This is a genomic window from Amycolatopsis sp. NBC_00348, from assembly GCF_036114655.1.
In the GTDB taxonomy this organism is placed as follows: domain Bacteria; phylum Actinomycetota; class Actinomycetes; order Mycobacteriales; family Pseudonocardiaceae; genus Amycolatopsis.
The window spans coordinates 4,229,896-4,250,639 of sequence record NZ_CP107994.1; the positions used below are offsets into that span (position 1 = coordinate 4,229,896).

Genomic DNA, 20,744 nt, shown 5'->3' on the forward strand with positions numbered 1-20,744 from the left:
CCGCACGACGCCCTCATTAATGTCCATAAAGGACTCACATCAGCGGGCCGCGACCGTGGTTCGTTCGCCGGTCCCGGTCAGCGGCCGCAGGGCTCCGTCCCGCAAGTAGTCCACGAGGGCCTTCATCGGGCGCCACAGCGGCAGGCCCAGGCACGCGACCAGCGCACCGAGAACAGCTCCGGCGAACACGTCGTGCGGGTAGTGCGCACCCAGGTACATGCGCGAAAACGCGACCAGCAGGGCCAGCCCGAGCGCGACCAGGCCGGTGCGGCGCGCGGCGAACAGCAGGGCGACGGCCGCGGCGACGGCGAGCGTGACGTGGTTGCTGGGGAACGAGTAGTCGGTGACGTAGTCGCAGGTCGCCACCGTCGGCACCGCCGGGTACCGGATGCACGGCCGCGGCTCCTGGACGAGGACCTTCACGAGGTTGCTCAGGCCGTAGGCCAGCGCGACGGCGAGCGGCACCCACAGCGCGGCGGCCATGCGAGCCGCGTCGAGGGGACGCATCCGCCACCACGTCACCACGGCGAGGAGTGCGAGCAGGACCAGGCCCACGTTGGTGAAGAGCGCCATGAACCCCTGCAACCACGGGGTTTCCCGGGCGAACCCCAGCACCGCGAGGTACCAGTTGCCATCGATTGCCCCGCCGTCCACGCGAGTGTCCCCTTCCGCCGTACATCTACAGTCTTCTAGAAATTCTACTTCAGTGTAGATGCAGTCGCCGCCTCTTCTTGCCACCCGTTAATCTACATGCATGTAGAACTTCGACATCGAGTCGAAGGAGGAGGCATGGCGCGCATCGTGATCGTTTCGGCCCGGTTCGGCGCCGGGCACGACCGGGCCGCGTACGCCCTGGCGGACCGGCTGAGCGCCCACGAGGTCGAGGTCCTCGACTTCCTGGACCTCCTGCCACCCGCGCTGGGCGGCCGGCTGTGCCGGCTGTACCGGCGCCAGCTGCAGACGGCCCCACGCAGCTGGGACTGGACGCTGCGTGCCCTGAACGGCCCCCGCGCCGCCGGGCTGGCGAGCCGCGCCGCCACGCTCGCCTGCGGCGGACTGCGCGAGGCGCTCGGCGACCGGACGGAACTGGCCGTCTCCACCTACCCGCTCGCGTCCCACGCGCTGGCGCACCTGCGCGGACGCGGCGAGCTGACCGCCCCGCTCGCGGTGTACCTGACCGACCCCGCCGTGCACCGCATCTGCGTCTCCGGCGCCGCCGACCTCCACATCGCGCCGAACCACCTCGCCCGGCAGCAGGCCCGCACCCTGGGTGCACGTGCGGCCGCGGTCGCGGCGCCGCTGGTCGCGCCTGCCTTCCGGCCCGCGACGCCACCCGAACGGCAGCAGGCCCGGCTGGCGTTCGGACTGCCCACGGAAGGGCGGCTCGCACTCGTCACCGCCGGCTCGTGGGGCGTCGGGCAGGTCCGCCGGACCGCCCACGACGTCGCCCGGTCCGGCATAGTGACCCCGGTGGTCGCCTGCGGCAGCAACACCGGCCTGCGCGACCGGCTGCGAGCCGAAGGCCTCGCGCACGCGTTCGGCTGGGTCGAGGACATGCCCGGCCTGATGCGGGCCGTCGACGTCGTCGTCCAGAACGCCGGCGGGCTGACCAGCTCGGAAGCCCTCGCGGCTCGGTTACCCGTGCTGACCTACCGCTGCCTGCCGGGCCACGGGCGCGCGAACGCCGCTGTACTCGACCGGCTCGGCCTCGCCCGCTGGATCCGCGACCCCGCCGAACTGCCCGCCGCGCTGGCATCGGACGACTGCCCGCCCGCCACGGCCCAGCCGGCCGAAGCCCCGATCCCGCTGCTCGAGAAGCTCCTGGACCGCGCATGAAAGCAGCTATCGGGCTCGCGGGACTCGTGGCATTGGCCCACGCGGCACCCGCCGCGGCCTTCCTTCCCGGACCCCGGCGCACCTTCCTGCCGCGGCTGGCCGGGATCGGCGTCCCCGGGCAGGTCGCCCTGACCTTCGACGACGGCCCGTCGCCGACGTCGACCCCGCAGTTCCTCAGCGCCCTCGATCGCCACGGCATCAAGGCGACGTTCTTCCTGCTCGGCGCCCAGGCCCTGCGCGCCCCGAAGCTGACCAGGGCCATCGCCGAGGCCGGGCACGAGATCGGCGTCCACGGCTGGGACCACCAGTGCCTGCTGCGCAAGCCCCCCGGCCGCACCCACCGGGAACTGCTCGGCGCCCGCGACCTCATCGAGACCCTCACCGGCGTCCGGCCCCGCTGGTTCCGGCCGCCCTACGGCGTCTTCAGCGGGGCGTCCCTGCTCTCGGCCCGGCGGCTGGGGCTCACCCCGGTGCTGTGGAGCACGTGGGGCTTCGACTGGACCGAAGGCTGCACCCCGGCGTCCATCCACCGCAAGGTCATGCGGAACCTCGGCGACCGCGGCACGATCCTGCTGCACGACAGCGACGTCACCACCGGCAACGGCGCCTGGCGAGCCACCCTGGGCGCGCTCCCGTCGATCATCGGCGACTCCCGCCGCCGCGGTCTCCACCTCGGCCGGCTCAGTACGACACTTCTGTAGAATGCGGCCATGAGGATGCAGCGGGACGAAAGCGCACGGCGGGCCCCGGGCGCGCTGGAGGCGGAGGTCCTGGCGATCCTGTGGGAAGCCGACGGGCCCCTCGCCCCGGCGGAAGTCCAGGAGCGCCTCGAAGGCGACCTTGCCTACACCACCGTCGTGACGATCCTCTCCCGCCTGCACGACAAGGGCGTCGCCGCCCGGGAAAAGCAGGGCCGGTCGTTCCGCTACCACGCCGTCGAAGACGAACCCGGCCTGGCCGCGCGGCGGATGACCAAGGTGCTCGACAACGAGCCGGACCGCCGCAGCGTGCTCGCCCGCTTCGTCTCGAACTTGTCCAAATCGGACGAACGCGAGCTGCGCAAGCTCCTGGGCAAGCCCGGCACCGGGCGATGAGCCGTGGACCTCGACGTCTGGATCCCGCTGCTGCTGCCCTTGGCCGCGTGGCCCTTGGCGCGTCTCGTCGCTCCCCGGCTCGCACCCCGTGAGGCCGGCTGGCTGCTGACCGCCGGCTGCCTCGTGCTGGCCGCGGGCAGCACCATCACCCTGGCTTTGCAGGCCTTCGCCGGTCTGACGCTCATCCCGGCGGTCGCGCGGGCCGGGCACTGGTCCCCCGACGTGCTGCGCGGCCTGGACCCGATCAACCTGCCAGTGTCGGCCGCCTGCGGACTGCTGCTCGCCGGGCTCGCCGTCGCGTTCGCCCGGGCCACCATCGGCTACACACGCTGGATCCGCGCCCTGACCCGGGAACTCGACGACCACAGCCGCGAACCGGGCGTGGTCATCCTGCCCGGCGCCGAGCCCGTGGCGTTCGCCGCACCCGGACGCGGCGGCCGGATCGCCATCTCCAGCGGCATGCTCAGCGCCCTCTCCCCTCCCGAACGCACCGCCCTGCTCGCCCACGAACGCGCCCACCTCCGCCTGCGCCACCACCACTTCCTCGTCGCCATTACCCTCGCCGGCACACTGAACCCGTTGCTGCGCCCGCTGTGCGCGGCCGCCCGGTTCGCTCTGGAGCGCTGGGCCGACGAGGCCGCCGCCGAGCACGTGGGCGACCGCACGGTGGTCGCCCACGCCGTCGCCAAGGCCGCACTGGCCGGGCGGTCCCGGCCGACGTACGCGCTGGCCGCGACCGGCGGCCCGGTCCCCCGCCGCGTCAAGGCACTGCTGACGGCCCAGCACCGCCGGCTCCCGGCCGCACTGCTCGCGGCCACGGTGGTCTTCGGCATCACCGCGTGGTCTGCGGAGACCGCGCTGGATTCGGTCACCGACCTGCACAGCACCATTGAATCGGCGCAGACGGGGCACCAGTCCGACTGATCCCCCATTACTACGTTGCGCGTACTACTCGACGCGTAGTAGTGTGCCGTGGATGCCGAACGACGCCCAGATCCTCGTGCTCTACGCCCTGATCGACGGGCCGCTGCACGGTTACGCCGTCAACACCGCGATCGGCGAGCTGACCGGCGAACGGCTGGGGCCGGGCAGCCTCTACGGCGCCCTCGCCCGGTTGGAGGCGAAGGGGCTGATCGAAGCTCTCGAAGGTGAAGGCCGCCAGCGTCCGGTGCGCATCACCGACCAGGGACGGACCGTCCTGGAGCGCGAACTGCTGGCCATGGCCAGGGTGGCCGACGCGGGACTCCGGCGGCTCGGCGCGCGGCCGGCATGACCGTCGCCCAGGGGCTGGTCCGGCTTTATCCGCGAGCGTTCCGGGATCGCTGGGGCGCGGACCTGGCGGTGGAGGTCCGCACGAGCGGCCCGCGGTCGTGGCCGAACCTGCTCGCGGGCGTCGCCGACATGTGGCTGCACCCCGCCGCCTGGCCCGCACGCTCGGCCGCCCAGCGCCAGGCCCGGGTCGTCGCGGTGGCGGTGATCGTGACGGGCATCGGCTGGTTCGCCGCGCACCTGATGGTCGAGGGCACCCGCGGGCTTCCCCGGATGCTCGACGTCTGCGCGGTCGCGGTGGTCGCCGGTCTGCTGCTCGCCGTGCCGCGCCCGGCCCCGGCCACGCTGAAGGCCATCGGGCGGCGGCTTTTGCGCCGGCTCGCCGGACCGGCCGTGCTGGGCGTCGCCGTCGTCGCCGTCGTCCACGGGACCGGCGGTTCCTTCGTCCCGCCGATCCGGCTCGCCGTGCTCGCGTGCTGGTGGGGTTCTTGGGGCTGGGCCGTGATCCAGGTCGCCAGGACCATCGCCGGGGTAGGTTCCGACCCGGCCGTGCCCCCGCGGCGCTTCCGGTTCGGCGTCCGGGTCCTGGCCGCCGCGGCCGCGGCCACCGGTGCGACCCAGCTGGTCGCGGCGGTCACCGATCCGGCACCCGTCCCGGCCGCGCTCGGTCTGTGCCTGCTCGCGGCACCACTGTTCCTCCGGCCCCCGGCCGCCGCGGCCTGAAAGGTGAAGACGATGCGCGTCACCGCGCCCCTCTACGCCCTGTACGCGCGACGCCTGCGCAAGCAGCTCGACGGCACCGCCCTGCCGGGCCACGTCGGCCTGATCATGGACGGCAACCGGCGCTGGGCCCGGCAACAGGGCATGGCCAACCCCAGCCTCGGGCACTGGTACGGCGCCGAGCACGCCGAACGCGTGCTCTCCTGGTGCGAGTCTCTCGGCATCCGCTACGTCACGGTTTTCTTGTGCTCCACGGAAAACCTGACCAGCCGCGCCGACGGCGAGGTGGCGTTCCTCATGGACGTCGTCGAACGGCTCGCCACCGACCAGCTGGCCCGGCCGGGCGCCCGGTGGCGAGTCCACGTCGCGGGCGCCGTCGACCTGCTGCCGGCGTCCACGGCACGCGCCCTGAAACACGCCGCCGAAGCCACCAGGGAGTGCCCGACCGGCGCCCACGTCACCCTGGCGATCGGCTACGGCGGCCGCCAGGAGATCGTCGACGGCCTCCGCGACCTCCTCACCGAGCGTGCCACCTCGGGCAGCACACTCACGGAGGTCGCGGAAACGCTGACCGTCGACGACGTCGCCGCCCACTTGTACGCGCCGGAGCACCCGGAACCCGACCTGATCATCCGCACGAGCGGCGAGCAGCGCCTGTCGAACTTCCTGCTCTGGCAAGGCGCCTACGCGGAACTGCACTTCTGCGACGCCTACTGGCCAGCCTTCCGAGACATCGACTTCCTCCGTGCCCTGCGCAGCTACGCGGGCCGGCAACGCCGGTTCGGCGCCTGACGCCGCGCCGGATTATCTTCGTCGGTACCGCGTCGCGCCCGATTCTCTTCCCACCGTTGAAGGGAACGGGCCGAGACGACCGGTCCGCGGATGCGCCGCACTGACGGACGCGCTCAGCCAAGTCCAGGTCGATCGAGCAGTGGGCACGTGAGTCTGGAGTCGCAGACAAGGGCACCCTCGTTGACAACCGACCGGCATCTCTTCGGCCCCACGCCGGGCGAGGTTCGTCACACAATGCGCGTTGGGCGCGGCATGCCAGGCATCGTGGATCCACACACCACACGTGGGCCAGTTCGGGTCGTTCCATTGTCGTACTGCAACGAACCGACCGGGTAGCGCTGATCGGCCTGTTCGCCGCCGACAATGGCCTCGCCTGTTCCCGGAACACACATCACTGCGGCGAAAACGCATACCGCCGCAGTCGCGGGTGTTCTCGTTTCATGACAGCCTTTCTGTATCACGCAGGGCGAGCCAGGTGCACAGTCCGGCCAGGGCCAGTTCCGGGACCGCGCAGACGAGGGCCTGGGTGAATCCGGTGCCGGGCCGGGCGGTGAGGACGTCGAACCAGGCGTCCATCCCCATGAGCGCCGCGACCGCCGAGGCCGACAGGCGGGCGCGGGCATCGCCCCGGTGATACCACCGCGCCGTGGTCGCGCAGCCGAGCGCCATGGCCAGGTCGAGTCCGATCCACACGGCCGGCCAGTGCCGCACCTGGGTCGTCTCGGGCAGGGTCCGGCCCAGCACGAACACCCACGGCACCATCCCCGCCGCCACCGCGCCCAGCACGCCAGGCACCCACCTGTGCCGGGCACCCGGCGACGTCGCCGTGCATGGCAGCCAGGGCATCGTCTGAACGGTCATGAAATTCCTCCGCTGAACGTCGTGCTGCTGCTGCCGACGCCGGTGCGGGGCAGCCCTGCGGCAGAACTCTGCTGCCGGAACCGGCCGAGATCAGTAGCCCTTGGTTCCGACTTCGTGGTGGTACCTGCTACCGCACCGGTCCGGGTGGCTGCAGGATGGTGGTGCCGGTCCCGGCTCGATTACCGTCGGATCATGGACACGGCACCCCGGGCGGGAACGACGCATCGCCGGCTCTCGGGTTCGCCCTGCACCAGACCGATGTGGAGTTCGCCAGGGACATCGCCTCAGCCGGGGTGATCTTCACTGCTGACCGCGGTTCAGGTGAACCTAGGTTCACCATGAGATCGGGTCCAGGTTTCATGGCACGGTGCTCCTGCGGTGCCCTAGCGTCGTGCCATGACGATTCCAGCCGGACTGAGGCGCACGGTCCTCCGGGCGCGGCGGGACACCGGCTTTCTTGCCGCTGGTGTGCTGCCGCACCTGGCGCTGGTGCCCGTGTGGTCCTGGGCGGCGACGACTACCGCCAAGACGGGGAACTGGCTCCTCACGGTTTCCGTGTCGGCCGTCCTGGTCCTGCTCGGCACCCCGGTGCTGACGGCCGTTCAGCGGGCTCGCCACCGGGCGCTCATCGGGGTGGACATCCCCCGGCTCACCCCCGCCGCGCCGGAACAATGGACGTGGGCCTCGACCGCCCGGTGGCTCGCGGCTACACGGCCTTGGCGCAAGATCTGCTACCACCTCCTGCTGGGCCCGCTGCTCGCGCTGCTGGAACTGCTGGTGCTCGCGGTAGCAGTGACGTGCCTGGCGGGCGTCACCGCCTACGCCTGGTCATGGGCGCTGCCGACCGGAATCCGCCACGACGGGTTCGGCTACGCGACCCAGCTGCCGGCTTACACAGCGGCTGGGCTCCTCCTCCTGTGCGCCCTGCCCTGGACCGCGCGGGCAGTAGCCCGGGCCGAGGCGCGGCTGGCGTCGGGCCTGCTCGGGCCCAGCCGGACGCAGCGGCTCCAGGAGCGGGTCGATCAGCTGGCCGTGAGCCGGACCGACTTGATCGAGGCCGTCGACGCGGAGCGCCGCCGGATCGAGCGCGACCTGCACGACGGCACCCAGCAGCGGCTGGTGTCCCTCGCGGTCAACCTGGGTCTGGCCATGGCCACCCGCCCGGACCTGCCGAGTGATGCCCGCGAGGTGATCGCTAGAGCGCACCTGGAGGCGAAGGAGGCGATCGCCGAACTCAATGACCTGGTGCGGGGGCTGCACCCGGCCGTGCTCGAGGACCGAGGTCTGGACGCGGCGTTGTCCGGGCTGGCTGCCCGCACGCCCGTGCCGGTGCGGTTGCGGGTCGATCTGGCGGAACGGGTGGCGCCCAATGTGGAGTCGGTCGCGTACTTCGTGATCTCCGAGGCGTTGACCAATGCGACGAAGCACGCCAACGCGATGCGTGCGGAGGTGCTGGTCCGTCAGGTCGGCGAGGTGCTGCGCGTGCGCGTTACCGACGACGGGCTGGGCGGTGCCGACGCCGCCGGCACGGGGCTGACCGGGCTGGCCAAGCGGGTCGGCTCCCTCGACGGGGCCTTCCACGTCAGCAGCCCCGTCGGCGGGCCCACCACCATCACCGCGGAGCTGCCGTGCGCGCAGTGATCGCCGAGGATTCGGTGTTGTTGCGGGTAGGCCTGATCAAGGTGCTGGAGATGGGCGGGTTCCAGGTCGCCGCGGAAGCCGGCGACGCGGAGGGGCTGTTGGCGGCAGTGGCGGAGCACCGGCCCGAACTCGCCTTGATCGACGTCCGGATGCCGCCCGGCTTCACCGACGAGGGAGTGCGGGCGGCGATGGAGATCCGTCGGCGCTGGCCGGGGACGCCGGTGGTGCTGCTTTCGCAGTACGTGGAGGAGCGGTACGCGGCTGACCTGCTGTCTGCGAACACCAGCGGTGTGGGCTACCTGCTCAAGCAGCGGGTTGCCGATGTCGCCGAGTTCGTGGCGGCGGTCCGGCGCGTGGCGGACGGGGGCACGGCCCTGGATCCGCAGGTCGTCGCCCAGTTGCTGCTGCGGCGCGACAGCGACCCGCTCGCGCGGCTGACCCCCCGCGAACGGGAGGTGCTCGGCCTGATGGCCGAAGGGCGCTCCAATGCCGGCATCGCGCAGGCGCTGGTGGTCAGCGAGAGCGCCGTGGCGAAGCACATCAACAACATCTTCGCCAAGCTTGACCTGCCCGTGGTCGACGCGGACCACCGCCGCGTCCTGGCCGTGCTGCGGTTCCTCGGAGCGTCCCGAGCCTGACCTTCCCATCCGTGATCACGATCTACGGCTGATGATGCCTCGGGCAAGATCTGATCGGCCCGTTGAAGGATGATCGCGCGGATGCCACGGTGGCCAGGTGTGTAGCGTCGGCTGCTATGAGCTGGCTGCCTGACGATTTCGTCCACCCCGTCTACACGCCCGTGCTCGACACCGGGCTTCACCTGCGGCCGATCCGGGAGACGGACACCGCTCTCGATTACCCTGCCGTGATGGGCTCCCGGGAGCGCTTGTGGGGAATCTTCGGCCCGGCCTGGTCTTGGCCCAGGGAGACGATGACGTACGAGGAGGACCGCCTCGACCTGTTGCGGCACGAGAAGGAGATAGCCGCTCATCAGTCGTTCAACTACGCACTGCTGGACGAAGAGGAGACCGCGATCCTCGGCTGCGTGTACATCGACCCGCCCGAGCGCACCGGTTCCGACGGCGAGGTGGCGTGGTGGGTGGTGGACGACCTCGCCGGCAGCGACGTGGAGCGTGCGCTCGACGCGCTGGTGCCGCAGTGGATCGCCGCCGACTGGCCCTTCCGCCGGCCCCGCTTTCTGGGTCGCGACATTGCCTGGCGGGATTGGCTCGCGCTGCCGCCCGTCTCATGACACGTCCGAAGCGATAGCTGGATCATGTCCCTTTGAAGTTCCTCTCATCGTTTGTGTGGCGGAGTCGAGCTAGGGCCGGAATCCCTGACGTAAGGGCCAAGCGTGGTCAAGTTGCGTGTCGCATTGGTCAACTAGGCTGTCGCTCGACACCACGGGCGTAAGCGGCGATGGCGACAAGCCCTCAGGCGCGTGTTCGAACACGTATCCACGTCGCGATCACCGGCAGCTTGGGAACGGTTTCCTGTCGCCGACTCGGTCGCGTGGGTAGCAGGGGGCCGTACTCGGCCATTACCCGCACGTCTCGTGATCCGGCGCCCGAGTGAAGAACTGCGCCAGCTCCTCCGTAGTCAGGTTGCGCTTCAACGCACCGCAGATCTGAGCGATCGCCTCCTCCGGATCAGTGGTCCAGGTGATGACCTCGCCGGTCAGGCTGCTGCTGGTCACCTCACGATCATCGGGCTGAACGCGACCGAAGTGATCGCCCCGTGGTGCCCGGTGAGCGTGGCCAGCCTCGTGCGCGTGGCCACGTCCCACAGAACAGTCGTCCCCTTGGCATCGCCCGTCGCGAGCATCCTCCCGTCGTGGCTGTAGGCGACGCCTGTCAGCGTTTCGCTGTGCCTCAGCGTCGCGGTGCGCGTCCGGCTCGGCACGTCCCACAGGGTCAGGGTGCGGTCGATGGACGTCACGGCGAGCGTCCGGCCGTCGGGGCTGAACGCGGCCTTGCTGACCACTCCGTCGTGGGTCAGCGTCGCCACCCGGGCGCCGTCGGGGACGCTCCACAGCGTCGCGGTCCGGTTGTTGCCGGAGAGCGACATCAGCGTCCGGCCGTCCGGGCTGAACGCGACGGTGTTGAGCGTGCCGCCCGCGTCGAGGCTGAGCACCTCCGCCCGGCGCCGGAGGTCCCACACCTTCACGGATTCGTCGCTGCCCGCGCTGGCCAGCAACTGCCCGTCGGGGCTGAAGGCCACGGTCTTGATCCGGTCGGTGTGTCCGCGCAGCTCCCCGATCTGCACCGGCGCCAGCCGGTTCGTGACGTCCCAGACCGTCAGCATCTCGTCGAGGCGGCCCGTGCTCTGCACGGCCGTGCCCCCGCCGATCACCATGGTCCGCCCGTCCGGGCTGTAAGCGACAGCGTTGACCGGCCCCCTCAGCCCGGTGATGACGGCAGTCCCGGCACCGCGGTGCGGGGTCTGCAACCGGACGCTCCGGTCCTCTCCGCCGGTGGCCAGGGTCTTCCCGTCCGGGCTGTAGGCAACCGCGTTGACCGGGCCCGTGTCACCGGCCGGCGGTACGCGCGTGGTGTCCCAGAGGATCATCCGCCCGTCCTCGTCGGCGGAGGCCAGCAGCGGAAGCCGCGGGTGGAAGGCGACCGAATAGATGTTGTCGGTGTGCCCGGTCAGGTGGGCACGCGCCTGCCGCGTCCGCACGTCCCACAGGATGACCTGGTAATCGTGCCCGGCGGAAGCGAGTGTGGTCCCGTCCGGGCTGAAGGCGACCGTCCGGACTTCACCGGTGTGCCCGCTCAACGTGGCCGGCGCGGCATGCCTGGTCACGTCCCACAGCCGGACGCTCAGGTCCGGGCTGGCCGACGCGAGCGTCCGGCCGTCAGGGCTGAACGCGACATCATCGACCGAACGGGTGTGCCCGGTCAGGACGGCTGTCCTCGCTCCGTTGCCGGCCGACCAGAGGCCGATCGTGCCGTCGGCACCCCCGGTGGCGAGAGTTCGCCCGTCGGGGCTGAATGCGACCGCCTGTACCGCGCCGGTGTGCCCGATCAGCCGGAAGCGCTCAGTGCGGCGGTCCAGGTCCCAGACGATGACGGTGCCGTCCGCACCCGCCGAGGCGACGGTGTGCCCGTCGGGCCCGAAGGCGATGTCGTCGACCCGCTTCGCGTGCCCAGTCAGCGTGGCGACCGGCCTGCCCAGCCCGACGTCCCAGAGCATCACTTTCCCGTCATCGCCTCCGGTGGCCAGGGTCTTGCCGTCTCCGCTGAAGGCGACGGCACGCAGCCAGGCCGCGTGGTCGCGGTACACGGCGCGGCGGGTGTGGTGCACGCGGTCCCACAGCACGAGCGTCCGGTCCTTGCTCACGGTGGCGATCGTGTCATCGGCCGGGCTGAAGGCGACCTTGCTGATCGCGTCGCTGTGCCCGGTGAACTCCGCCTGGTAAGCCTGGCGATTCGCCACGCTGAGCAGCGCGCCGCGGGCCTCGGGGGTCGGCGCGGCGCGGAACGCCTCCACACCGAGCAGCATCGCCGTGCCGGGCCGGGAGTCCGCCAGCCCGAGCGCTTCCGCGGCCAGCTGGCGGGAGAGCGAGACCTTGCCGGCGGCCACGGCTTCCTGGTACTGGCCGATCGCCGTCACCCCGACCCCGACGGCCGCGAACAACGCCACCGCCAACCCGATCGCGAGGTACCGGATGCGGCGCTGGCTGCGCACCGAAGCCGTGCGCTCGCGGTCGGTCGCCTCGACGCTGGCGTCGACGAACGCGCGCTCGACCGGGTTGAGATCCGCGGCCCGGCCACCGTGCTCGGTCCACTCGCGAGCGACCGTCAGCCGGGCACCGCGGTACAGCGCGCCGTGGTCGTGGTCCAGTTCTTCCCAGCGGCGGGCGGCTCCGGTCAGCTCGCGGTGGACACGCAGCCACTCACGGTTCTCTTCGATCCAGTCCGCCAGCCGCGGCCACGAGGTGATCAGCGCTTCGTGGGCCAGTTCGGCCGTGTCGCCGTCGAGCGTGATCAACCGCGCCGCGACCAGCCTCGCGAGGACGACTTCGGTGTCGTCGTGCGGCAGCGGCGTGGTGACGAGCTCGGCGCGGTCGGCGGGCCGCCGGGTACCGTCGTCCGGCGCGACGAGGCGCAGCAGGATCCGCTGCGCGAGCACCTGCTGCTGCGCGGTGAAGCTCTCGTGGACGCTGTCGGCGGTCTGCGCCATCGCGCCGTGCAGCCCGCCCGAGGCGGCGTACCCCTCGAGGGACAGCGTGCGGCCACGTCGGCGACGCCAGGTTTCGAGCAGCACGTGCGACAGCAGCGGCAGACCGCCCGGCCGGTGCACGACCTCCTCGATCAATCGCGTGGTCAACGCGCGCTCGACGACCAGCCCCGCCACCGCCGCAGGTTTCACGATCACCTCCCGCAGTTCGTCCGCGGCGAGCGGGCCGACCAGGATGTGCGCCCGGCTCACCGCTTCGGCCAAGGCCCGGTCTTCCGCGCAGCGCCCGTAGAAGTCGGCCCGGATCGCGATGACGACCCGCAGCGGGTGCTTCGTCCGGGCGGCCATGGCCGGCAGCGCACCGAGGAAAGCGCTGCGCTCCGCCGGATCCGTGCAGAGGGTGAACACCTCCTCGAACTGGTCCACGACCAGCAAGGCACCACACGCCGGTGCAGGGATCCGGGCGAGCTCGGCCATCGGGTGCGGGCCGGGGGTGATCATCCGGATCTCGCCGAACCGCGGCGGGTCTTCGTTGTGCAGCCGGGGCAGCAGACCGGCCCGCAGCACCGACGACTTCCCGCTTCCGGACGCGCCGACGAGAGCCACGATGCGGCTGTCGCCCAGCAGGTCCGCCAGCTCGCCAATGAGGCGGTCCCGCCCGAAGAACCGGTCGTGGTCCTCGGTTTCGAACCGGGCCAGCCCGAGGTACGGCGGCTCCTCGGCACCGTCATCGACGGGCTGGGCGGCCGCATCACGCGCCGCCTCCCGCCAACGCGCCTCCCACTCGTGGACGTCCTCACCACACGCGGCGACGTAGGCCAGCGTCACCGCAAGAGACGGCAGCCGCACCCCGGCGGCGGCCTGCGACAGCGCGGGCGCGGAATAGCCCGAATGGGCAGCCATTGCCCGGTACGTCGGACTACCGGCGCGCTGCCGCAGTTCTCGCAACTCACCGGCGAACTTTTGCGTCGGACCCGCGTCGGCGTCCAGCTTTCTTTCCCGGCGTCCCATGTCTCCCCCTCCGCGACCAGCCTCGCAGAGGCACGATCGGCGCGCAAGAATTGATAAGCACCGCGCTGACCATTGCTTATCAACCATTTGGCCGGTTGACTCGCTTCCGGATCACAGTGATCCGCGAATTGCTGCAGCAGCAGAGTCAGAAACGCCCACTTCCGAGGAGAATTCTTTGAGAAGCAATGTCCGAGCGATGCGACTGAAGCGTTTCGCCGGCGCGATCGTCGCCCTGGTCGTCAGTTTCACGCTGGCGAGCGTGACCCCGGCCAGCGCACAGTCGGCTCCACAGGGGGACTACTGTCTCCAAGCCCTGGAGGGCGGGCCGGCGACGTGCTTCGCCTCCGAGCAGGCGCTGGAGTCCCACCAAGCGGCCGCCGCTATCGATCCGCTGCTCACCGTGTTCGACGATGTCAACTACACCGGTGGGTACAAGAACTACTACAGCGCCTACGGCCGGGCCTACTGCGACAACAGCCTCACCCCCAACGAGGCGTCCGACGGCGACCTGAGCAACGACTACTTCGACACCGGCGCCACCGTGGACAAGGACATCAGCTCGTTCGTGATCCTGCCCGGTTCAACGTGCCTGGTCACCTTCTACGACCAGACCGGGTTCCACGGCAATCACGTCACCAAGGGCGTCAACTGTCCTGACATGAGGACCTGCTTCGCCAGCGGGAACTGGAACAACCGGGCACGGTCGCTCGCCGTCACGTAACCGCCCGAGCCGGGCTGGACTGGCGCAACCAGCCCCAGCAACTCTCCGCAGGTCAGCGGCAAATCCTACGAGAACGGAACCGGCCGGGTCCCGGACAACCCATCAGCGCTACCGAGAAGGGCAACCGGAGTCGAGGGGGCTCCGGTTGCCCTTCGGGACCACCTCGGTAAACGACCGGATCGACCGGTGCCGTCTCGGCAAGTATGCGCGTGGCCAAGGGGACGGCAGTCGTCGGCGCCGTCGTCGGGTTGGCCATAACCTTGGCCGGCACAACCACTGCCGCGTCGGCAACAGGGAACTCTGTTCAGACGCCGGCAGGGAGCGCGTGCCGCACCCACAATCCGCCGGGAGGCGGATCGATCACCGTGTGCCGGACGTGGACATCCGACGGCAGGGGTGCTTACAACGGTACGTGGAGGATCACCGCGCAATCCGGCGAAGCGTTCGCTCAGGCACGACTCGACGGCCCGATCGCCACCCTGTTCACCACCAGCGGGAGCTTCACTCACGTCAAGAGCTTCGTCACCCGCGGCTGCAACACCGGCTGCACAGACTGGTCGTAACCGGCTACGGCAATCACCAACGACGAGGCGATGATATCGCCGCGCCAACGTTCCGCCGAACACGGCTGACTCAGGTCGGAACCCAACGGGGCGGCGCCCTTCGTCGCCAGCGAAGAGACCACCGTCCCCTCCAGCACCGGCACTCACGCCACGACGTTGCGAACCGCAGTCTTCGCGGTCGAACTCGCGGTGATGTACTCGCGTTCGTGCCGCACCCGGCCAACGGGGTGCTGGCGCTCTTGGTGCACGCCGAAGCCGACCTCGCTCGCCGATGGAGACCTCGTCCCATGTCTCGGCGCCATAGCACCCAAACCGCAGTTAAACATCGGCCGTCTCACGGCGATCAGCTGCGGCGTGGCCGCCCTAACTCGCGGACCACGCCGCGCCGGCCACCTCAGCGCGGCCCTTCCTCCGCCGACGTCACGTCGATCATCGGGCCTCCCTCGGCGGTGACCAGTCGACCGGAGTGCCCGGGTCCTGGACCGGCGGTGTGCCGTAGTGGCCCGGTGGCAGAGTGCGGTGCCGGCGCAAGTTCACGAAGCAGCTGACCACCTGGAGGATCACGACCGCCACGACGTAGCCGGCCACCCAAGGCGTGAACGCCGGCGGCCGGCGGTTCCCCAGCAGCAGATCCGATACCAGCGGGAAGACCGCCAGCACCGGCGTTCCGACGACGAGGTGCTCCGTCCGCATCGCCCGGGCGACGGCCAGGGACGTGGCGTCTTCGGCGACCAGCGGCCGGCGGAGCACACCGGCCAGCACCCAACCGACGTAAAGCGCGCTCAGGACGAGAAGAACCAGCCAGCTCACCGCGTACGTCCGGGCCGACGTCGTGAAGTAGATGGCACCGGCGAGCCCGGCCCCGCCGGCGAAAGCGAGCACGAGAGCCGCGATGTACCAGCCGCCCAGCACTCGCCACCATGGATCCGGCGCGTGCGTCGACGGCACCTCCTCCCGCAGCTCCCGCTCCCGCAGGCGAATGCCGTCGCTGAACGAGAGTCCGAGCGCGAAGTAGACGAAGTAGCCCTGGAAGATCCCGGTCATCCAGGGCTCGAACGGCAGCGAATACACCCTCGCCGCGGCCGCGGCGACCACCGCGTAGACGATGAAGCGCCAGAAACGACGGCCTTGAAACGGCAGTCGCGTCGCGATCAGTGCCGTCACCAGCGGTGTCGGCCGACCGACCGGTTGTCCGCGCCTGGCCAGCCACCGCCGGGCCACGTCCTGCTCCGCGGCGGTCACCATGATCATCTGGCCACCGCCAAGGTGCCGTAGTCGCCCGCCGGGAGCTTCCGGCGCCGGTATTGCGTGTAGAGGCCGATGAGCATGGTCGCGTAGGCGAGGATGACGTAGCCGACGAGCCACGGTGTGAACTCGTGCGGCTGCGAGCCCGACGTCAGGACGTCGAAGAGCACCGGGAGCGAGAACAGCGCGGGCATGGCGAGCAACGGGTCTTCGGCCCGCACCACGCCGTCGATCACAAGCGACGTCTCGTCCTCGGCGATGACCGGTCGCCGGAGCACGCCGATGAGGACCACCGCCACCACCGCCGCCCCGAATGTGAGCAGGGCGAGCCAGCCCACCGCCCAGACCCACTGCGACGTCGTCACGCACATCACGACGGCCAGGAGAGCGCCTCCGCCGAACGTGATCACCAACGACGCCAGGTACCAGCCGCCCAGCGACTTCCGCCACGACGGCCGTGGCACGTCCAGGCGCCGGTCGCCCAGCCAGGCCGCGGCCCGGCGGTCGGCCCGCTGTACTGAGCTCCGGACGAGCAGCAACCCGCTGGCGTTGCCCACGAAGAGCACACTGCCCAGGGGCGTGTGGAGCCAGAGCGCCAGGAACTGCAGGGCAATGCCCGCGAGCACCACCAGCACGATCAGCACGACCGCCCACGCCCAGTACCCCGGCGGCCGCGCGCCGCGGCGGGCGCCCAGCCGCAGCGCCAGCAGCGTCCTCGGCTCGGCCACTGTGACGCCGCGCTTAGCCAGCCACTTCCTGGCCGCTCTGACCTCGGCCTTCGTCGGTCCTTCCACGTCTCCCCCTCGCCTCGAGGAGTACACGCACGAACGCACCGAAAGGTTGGCGCGAACCTAGGTTATCGGGCCCTCGTGGCGCCCAGGCGTTTCAGGGCTCGCCGTCGGATCTGCAGGTTGAGGTCGATAGGGCCCGCCAGCTCAAGCCGTTCCCGGTCGGGGTGGGAGTTGCGCAGGGTCGGGGCCCACTGCCCGATGGCTCCAGGATAGGCAGCGAAGCGGTCCGGAGCTGGGTGACGCAGCCGCCGGGCAAGCTCAGTCAAGAACGCCTCGATGTCGGGGCGAGTGTCTCCCGATAGACCGCGGCGACCAGCACGACAACCTTCCTCTCGACCGATCCGGCCTACCGGGCGCCGGGTTCGCTCGGCCAACGCTTACCGATGTCCGTTTCCGAGATCCAGAAACTGGCCTCTGACATCGACGTCGATACAGGTTGACCGGACAAGCTCAGCGCACGAAACTGCTTCCGTAGCCGCCACAGCGAGAGCGCCGGCACCCTCGTCAGCGAGCTTGTGAGCATCCCGCCGCCACGAACGGTCCTCCAGCTTGGCGAGGCCGCTTTCCACCTGATGACTGTATTCACTGTCGACCAGGTACAGGGCGTCGAACACCCGCTCGCTACAACCCGCGAGGGAATTGACATCCATCCTTTCGAGCGCATCAGCGAGAACCCGGTGGCGGTGAACGTCCCGACGACGTCGGTGTGCTGGTCCACGAACGCGAACGCCCCGGTGCCGCCGGAGGCGATGCCGACCAGTCCGCCACCGGGATCGCGGCTGTAGGTCGACGTGCCGTCCGAAGCGATCGTGTTGCCGAGGCCCGAGAACGAGAACGCCGTCGTCGCGCCCGACGCGATCGTGGTGTCGGTCAGGTTCCGGCCCAGTCCGTCGTACCCGAAGTTCTGCGTGCCCTGCACGATCATCTGCCCGAAGGCGTCCGACGCGGACACGAGGGTGCCGGTCGTGGACGCCCGCTCCCGCAGGGTGCCACGGGCGCTGTAGCTGTAGGTGTTCGAACCGTCGGAGGTCAGCTCGTTGCGCGCGTCGTAGGTGTAGGTGTTGGCCGCCGACCCGGCGAAGCCCGCGGTCGTCTTCGACGTGAGGTTGTCGTTCGCGTCGTAGCTGTAGCCGACCGACGCGATCGACGCTCCCCCGGCCGTCGTCAGCGCGTCGCCGGTCAGCCGGTGCAGGCCGTCGTAGCCGAACGTCCGTGCGTTGCCAGTGCCGTACTTCACGCCACTGACCTGGTTGAGCGCGTTGTAGCTCAACGTCTGCGAACCGCCGGTAGCCGCGTCGGTGATATTCGAGAGCCGATCGGCGCTGTCGTAGCCGTACGACGTCGTACCCGCCGCGTCCACACGCGACGTCATCAGCCCGTCGGTGTTGTAGGCGAACGACGACGCCCCGGCCGAACCGCTCGCCGTGAGCAGCGCCCCGCGGTCGTTGTAGGTGAACGTTTCGCTGGACGCCGCCTGGTGGTCGGAATGCCCGGTCACTCCGGCCTCGGAGGTAGCGGCCGAGGTCATCCGCCCGCTCGGGTCGTAGCCGAACGTCCGGGACGCGGTCGCGGCGTCGGCGCCGCCTTCGACCGGGTCGACCGAAAGGAACCGGCCCAGCAGCGGGCTGTACGGGCGGGCGCCCATCTGCACCAAGGACAGGCCACCGGCGTGCTCGTAGGCCCGCTGGTGTTCACCGAGCCAGCCGTAGTCCATCGAGCCAGGCGAGTTGTCCGGCACGTTCTGCGGGTCGACCACGCCGTCCGTCTTGAGCGGCCGGCCGTACGGGTCGTACGTCCGCAGCTCACCGGCCTGGTGACCGGAGGCGTCGGTGGACAACACCAGGTCACCGCGGACCGAAGGGTGGTCGAACGACGGGGTGAAAGCGCCGTCCGAACCGGCCGCGCTGGTGTAGAGCGCGGACCTGACGTCGGCACCGCGCTTGAGCGAAGGATCCGACGGCGTGAACGCCCAGCACAGAGAGAGTTCCCTGCAGCTTGCTCCGCACGGTAGCTGGGGCGGGCGGAAACTCGGACTGCCCCGTCGAGAAACCGCATTTGGTCACCCATCGTTCACCTGATCCGGGCGCCAATATCCCCCACGCGGGTGACTTCACTGGGATGGCAGATTAGAGCCGGTCGCGCGTCATTTCACTCGTTGAGGGCACGCGAGCCGCGTCCTCGCGGTGGCACAATTATTAATGCTGTCTTCCGGGCGATCGTTGGGGGGTGAAACCATAACGGGAAACCGGAAGGCTATGTGCTGGATCACTGCAGTGCGGGGTCTAAATGCACTTTGTTCAGTGAATCCCACCGGTGGGGTCGCGCCTTGAGGCGAGTCTCGGAACAACTGCGGCTCATTCGCCGCCGCGCCGTTCTACGGCAACCCGTGAGTCGGCGGCGGCACGGTCGCGGTCCGCGGCAACGCCGGAAACACCGGTTCGCAAGGGAGTGACCGTGATCTGCATCCTGGACACGCACTGATCCGCAGCCAGTATTCCGTATCCGAGTTCGGCCGGGTCCATGCGAGAACCGGCGGGGGGAGAATGAGAGTGGAACAGCCGATCACGCTCGACGTCAACGCCTCCGACGTGCACGCCGAAGGCGCCCGCCTGCGGCAACGGGGGCCGGTGACCCGGATCGAACTGCCCGGCGGCGTTCCGGCCTGGGCCGCTACCGGAAACGACGTCCTGCGTCGGCTGCTGGCCGACCCTCGGGTGTCCAAGGACGCCTTGCAGCACTGGCCCGCATTCATCAACGGGGACATCGCCGAAGACTGGCCGCTGCGGATCTGGGTGTCGATCCGGAACATGTTCACCGCCTACGGTGCCGACCACCGGCGGCTGCGCTCCCTGACGGCCGCCGCCTTCACGGCCCGCCGCACCGAGGCGCTCCGCCCGAAAGTCGAAGAAATCACCCGGGACCTGCTCGACGCCATCGAGGCGGATTCCGGTGACGCGCCCGTCGACCTGCGGGCGCGGTACGCCTACCCGCTGCCGATCGAAGTCATCTGCCGGCTGTTCGGCGTCCCGGGAGACAAACAGGCCGGGATCCGCGAAGTAGTAGACGGCTTCTTCGACAGCGCGATCACCGCGCAACAGGCGCAGGCGAACGTGGCGGTGGCGTACGCCCTGTTCACCGAACTGATCGCGCAGAAGCGCGCGGCGCCCGCCGACGACCTGACCAGCGCCCTGATCGCCGCGCGCGACGACCGGGACAGCGCGCTGACCGAAACCGAGCTCGTCGACACGCTGATGCTGATGATGACCGCCGGCCACGAGACCACCGTGAACCTGCTCGACCACGCCATCACCGCGCTGCTGACCCACCCTGATCAGCTCGCCCAGGTCCGGTCCGGGCGACAATCCTGGACCGCCGTGGTGGAGGAGACGCTGCGCTGGCAGGCGCCGATCCCTTACACGCCACTGCGGTACGCGGTCGAGGACATCGAGGTGGACGGCACGATGATCCGGCGCGGCGACGCGATCCTGGTCGGCTTCTGCGCCGCCGGGCGCGACCCCGCCCAGCACGGCGACACCGCCGACGAGTTCGACATCACCCGCGCGGCCGCACCACACCTCACCTTCGGCTACGGCGTGCACCGCTGCCCGGGCGCGCCGCTGGCCCGGCTCGAAGCCGAGGTGGCGCTCCCGGCGCTGTTCGACCGCTTCCCGGAGCTGTCCCTCGCCGTGCCACCGGAGAAACTGACCACCCTGCCCACGTTCCTGTCCAACGGACACACCAGCCTGCCCGTCCACCTCCGGCCCGCACCTCGATGACACCGGAACCGGCCCTCCACCGCGGGCGCGGCCCGAGCGTGTCCGGTTCATCCCTCGGTTCGAGCTCCGCGACACCGCTACCGCGGACGAGCCGTTGTCCGGCCGGCTGCCTGCCGTCTTACCCGATCTGCTGGAGCCCGCCTCCACCGCGCCCGCACGCTACGCGCCGCACACCAAAGAGCAACGCCAAGCTGCTGACCGCTACCACCCTCACCTTCGACGACGGCTTGCGGCGCTGGCTT

The 20,744-nt window shown here is 70.4% G+C and carries 20 protein-coding genes; 12 read left to right on the plus strand and 8 right to left on the minus strand.

Annotation, left to right across the window (positions count from 1 at the left end; all coding sequences use genetic code 11):
• Nucleotides 1–39 precede the first annotated feature (39 nt).
• Entirely contained in the window at nucleotides 40–654 is a 615-nt protein-coding gene (locus OHS58_RS18370; protein WP_328649159.1) for a phosphatase PAP2 family protein, read from the minus strand.
• A gap of 135 nt (nucleotides 655–789) precedes the next feature.
• On the opposite strand from OHS58_RS18370, the gene OHS58_RS18375 reads away from it, so the two are divergent.
• The 7 genes from OHS58_RS18375 to uppS are packed head-to-tail and all read left to right on the plus strand — an operon-like array spanning nucleotide 790 to nucleotide 5,711.
• Nucleotides 790–1,836: a hypothetical protein gene (locus OHS58_RS18375; protein ID WP_328649160.1), complete on the plus strand. Its 1,047-nt coding sequence runs from the start codon at nucleotides 790–792 to the stop codon at nucleotides 1,834–1,836.
• Nucleotides 1,833–2,537: a polysaccharide deacetylase family protein gene (locus tag OHS58_RS18380; protein ID WP_328649161.1), complete on the plus strand. Its 705-nt coding sequence runs from the start codon at nucleotides 1,833–1,835 to the stop codon at nucleotides 2,535–2,537. The genes OHS58_RS18375 and OHS58_RS18380 overlap by 4 nt, the downstream gene beginning before the upstream one ends.
• Before the next feature lie 9 nt (nucleotides 2,538–2,546).
• Nucleotides 2,547–2,930, plus strand: a complete 384-nt coding sequence (locus tag OHS58_RS18385; RefSeq protein ID WP_328649162.1) for a BlaI/MecI/CopY family transcriptional regulator — start codon at nucleotides 2,547–2,549, stop codon at nucleotides 2,928–2,930.
• Between the two features lie 3 nt (nucleotides 2,931–2,933).
• Nucleotides 2,934–3,854 carry a M56 family metallopeptidase gene (locus tag OHS58_RS18390; RefSeq protein WP_328649163.1) on the plus strand — a complete coding sequence of 307 codons (921 nt, stop codon included), beginning with the start codon at nucleotides 2,934–2,936 and terminating at the stop codon, nucleotides 3,852–3,854.
• Nucleotides 3,855–3,906: 52 nt separating this feature from the next.
• Entirely contained in the window at nucleotides 3,907–4,203 is a 297-nt protein-coding gene (locus tag OHS58_RS18395; protein WP_328649164.1) for a PadR family transcriptional regulator, read from the plus strand.
• Nucleotides 4,200–4,922: a hypothetical protein gene (locus OHS58_RS18400; protein WP_328649165.1), complete on the plus strand. Its 723-nt coding sequence runs from the start codon at nucleotides 4,200–4,202 to the stop codon at nucleotides 4,920–4,922. Before OHS58_RS18395 ends, OHS58_RS18400 begins: the two co-directional genes overlap by 4 nt.
• Before the next feature lie 12 nt (nucleotides 4,923–4,934).
• The gene (gene uppS, locus OHS58_RS18405) at nucleotides 4,935–5,711 is read left to right on the plus strand and encodes a polyprenyl diphosphate synthase (protein ID WP_328649166.1); all 777 of its coding nucleotides are present in this window, start codon (nucleotides 4,935–4,937) and stop codon (nucleotides 5,709–5,711) included.
• A gap of 438 nt (nucleotides 5,712–6,149) precedes the next feature.
• Here the strand turns inward: uppS and OHS58_RS18410 are convergent, their stop codons facing one another.
• Entirely contained in the window at nucleotides 6,150–6,572 is a 423-nt protein-coding gene (locus OHS58_RS18410) for a hypothetical protein (protein ID WP_328649167.1), read from the minus strand.
• Nucleotides 6,573–6,968: 396 nt separating this feature from the next.
• On the opposite strand from OHS58_RS18410, the gene OHS58_RS18415 reads away from it, so the two are divergent.
• The 3 genes from OHS58_RS18415 (at nucleotide 6,969) to OHS58_RS18425 (ending at nucleotide 9,465) form a co-directional block, all read left to right on the plus strand.
• Nucleotides 6,969–8,213: a sensor histidine kinase gene (locus OHS58_RS18415; protein ID WP_328649168.1), complete on the plus strand. Its 1,245-nt coding sequence runs from the start codon at nucleotides 6,969–6,971 to the stop codon at nucleotides 8,211–8,213.
• Nucleotides 8,201–8,851, plus strand: coding sequence for a response regulator transcription factor (locus OHS58_RS18420; protein WP_326954135.1), 651 nt, complete (start codon nucleotides 8,201–8,203; stop codon nucleotides 8,849–8,851). The genes OHS58_RS18415 and OHS58_RS18420 overlap by 13 nt, the downstream gene beginning before the upstream one ends.
• Before the next feature lie 116 nt (nucleotides 8,852–8,967).
• A complete protein-coding gene (locus OHS58_RS18425; protein ID WP_328649169.1) occupies nucleotides 8,968–9,465 on the plus strand; it encodes an N-acetyltransferase in 498 nt (165 codons plus the stop codon).
• A gap of 288 nt (nucleotides 9,466–9,753) precedes the next feature.
• Here OHS58_RS18425 and OHS58_RS18430 read toward each other — a convergent pair whose 3' ends face one another.
• Nucleotides 9,754–9,909, minus strand: coding sequence for a hypothetical protein (locus OHS58_RS18430; RefSeq protein ID WP_328649170.1), 156 nt, complete (start codon nucleotides 9,907–9,909; stop codon nucleotides 9,754–9,756).
• On the minus strand, nucleotides 9,906–13,298 hold the full coding sequence (locus tag OHS58_RS18435) for an nSTAND1 domain-containing NTPase (RefSeq protein ID WP_328649171.1): 3,393 nt from the start codon (nucleotides 13,296–13,298) through the stop codon (nucleotides 9,906–9,908). The genes OHS58_RS18430 and OHS58_RS18435 overlap by 4 nt, the downstream gene beginning before the upstream one ends.
• A gap of 304 nt (nucleotides 13,299–13,602) precedes the next feature.
• Here OHS58_RS18435 and OHS58_RS18440 point away from each other — a divergent pair, with 304 nt between their 5' ends.
• Entirely contained in the window at nucleotides 13,603–14,127 is a 525-nt protein-coding gene (locus OHS58_RS18440) for a hypothetical protein (protein ID WP_328649172.1), read from the plus strand.
• A 505-nt stretch (nucleotides 14,128–14,632) separates the two neighbouring features.
• On the opposite strand, the gene OHS58_RS18445 is transcribed toward OHS58_RS18440, so the two are convergent.
• The 4 genes from OHS58_RS18445 to OHS58_RS18460 form a co-directional block, all read right to left on the minus strand.
• Entirely contained in the window at nucleotides 14,633–14,833 is a 201-nt protein-coding gene (locus OHS58_RS18445) for a hypothetical protein (protein WP_328649173.1), read from the minus strand.
• A gap of 286 nt (nucleotides 14,834–15,119) precedes the next feature.
• On the minus strand, nucleotides 15,120–15,941 hold the full coding sequence (locus OHS58_RS18450) for a hypothetical protein (protein WP_328649174.1): 822 nt from the start codon (nucleotides 15,939–15,941) through the stop codon (nucleotides 15,120–15,122).
• A complete protein-coding gene (locus tag OHS58_RS18455; RefSeq protein ID WP_328649175.1) occupies nucleotides 15,938–16,729 on the minus strand; it encodes a hypothetical protein in 792 nt (263 codons plus the stop codon). The genes OHS58_RS18450 and OHS58_RS18455 overlap by 4 nt, the downstream gene beginning before the upstream one ends.
• 343 nt (nucleotides 16,730–17,072) lie before the next feature.
• On the minus strand, nucleotides 17,073–18,566 hold the full coding sequence (locus OHS58_RS18460; protein ID WP_328649176.1) for a hypothetical protein: 1,494 nt from the start codon (nucleotides 18,564–18,566) through the stop codon (nucleotides 17,073–17,075).
• Between the two features lie 703 nt (nucleotides 18,567–19,269).
• Between OHS58_RS18460 and OHS58_RS18465 the strand changes: the two genes are divergently transcribed.
• On the plus strand, nucleotides 19,270–20,502 hold the full coding sequence (locus tag OHS58_RS18465; RefSeq protein WP_442875546.1) for a cytochrome P450 family protein: 1,233 nt from the start codon (nucleotides 19,270–19,272) through the stop codon (nucleotides 20,500–20,502).
• The last annotated feature ends 242 nt before the right edge of the window (nucleotides 20,503–20,744 follow it).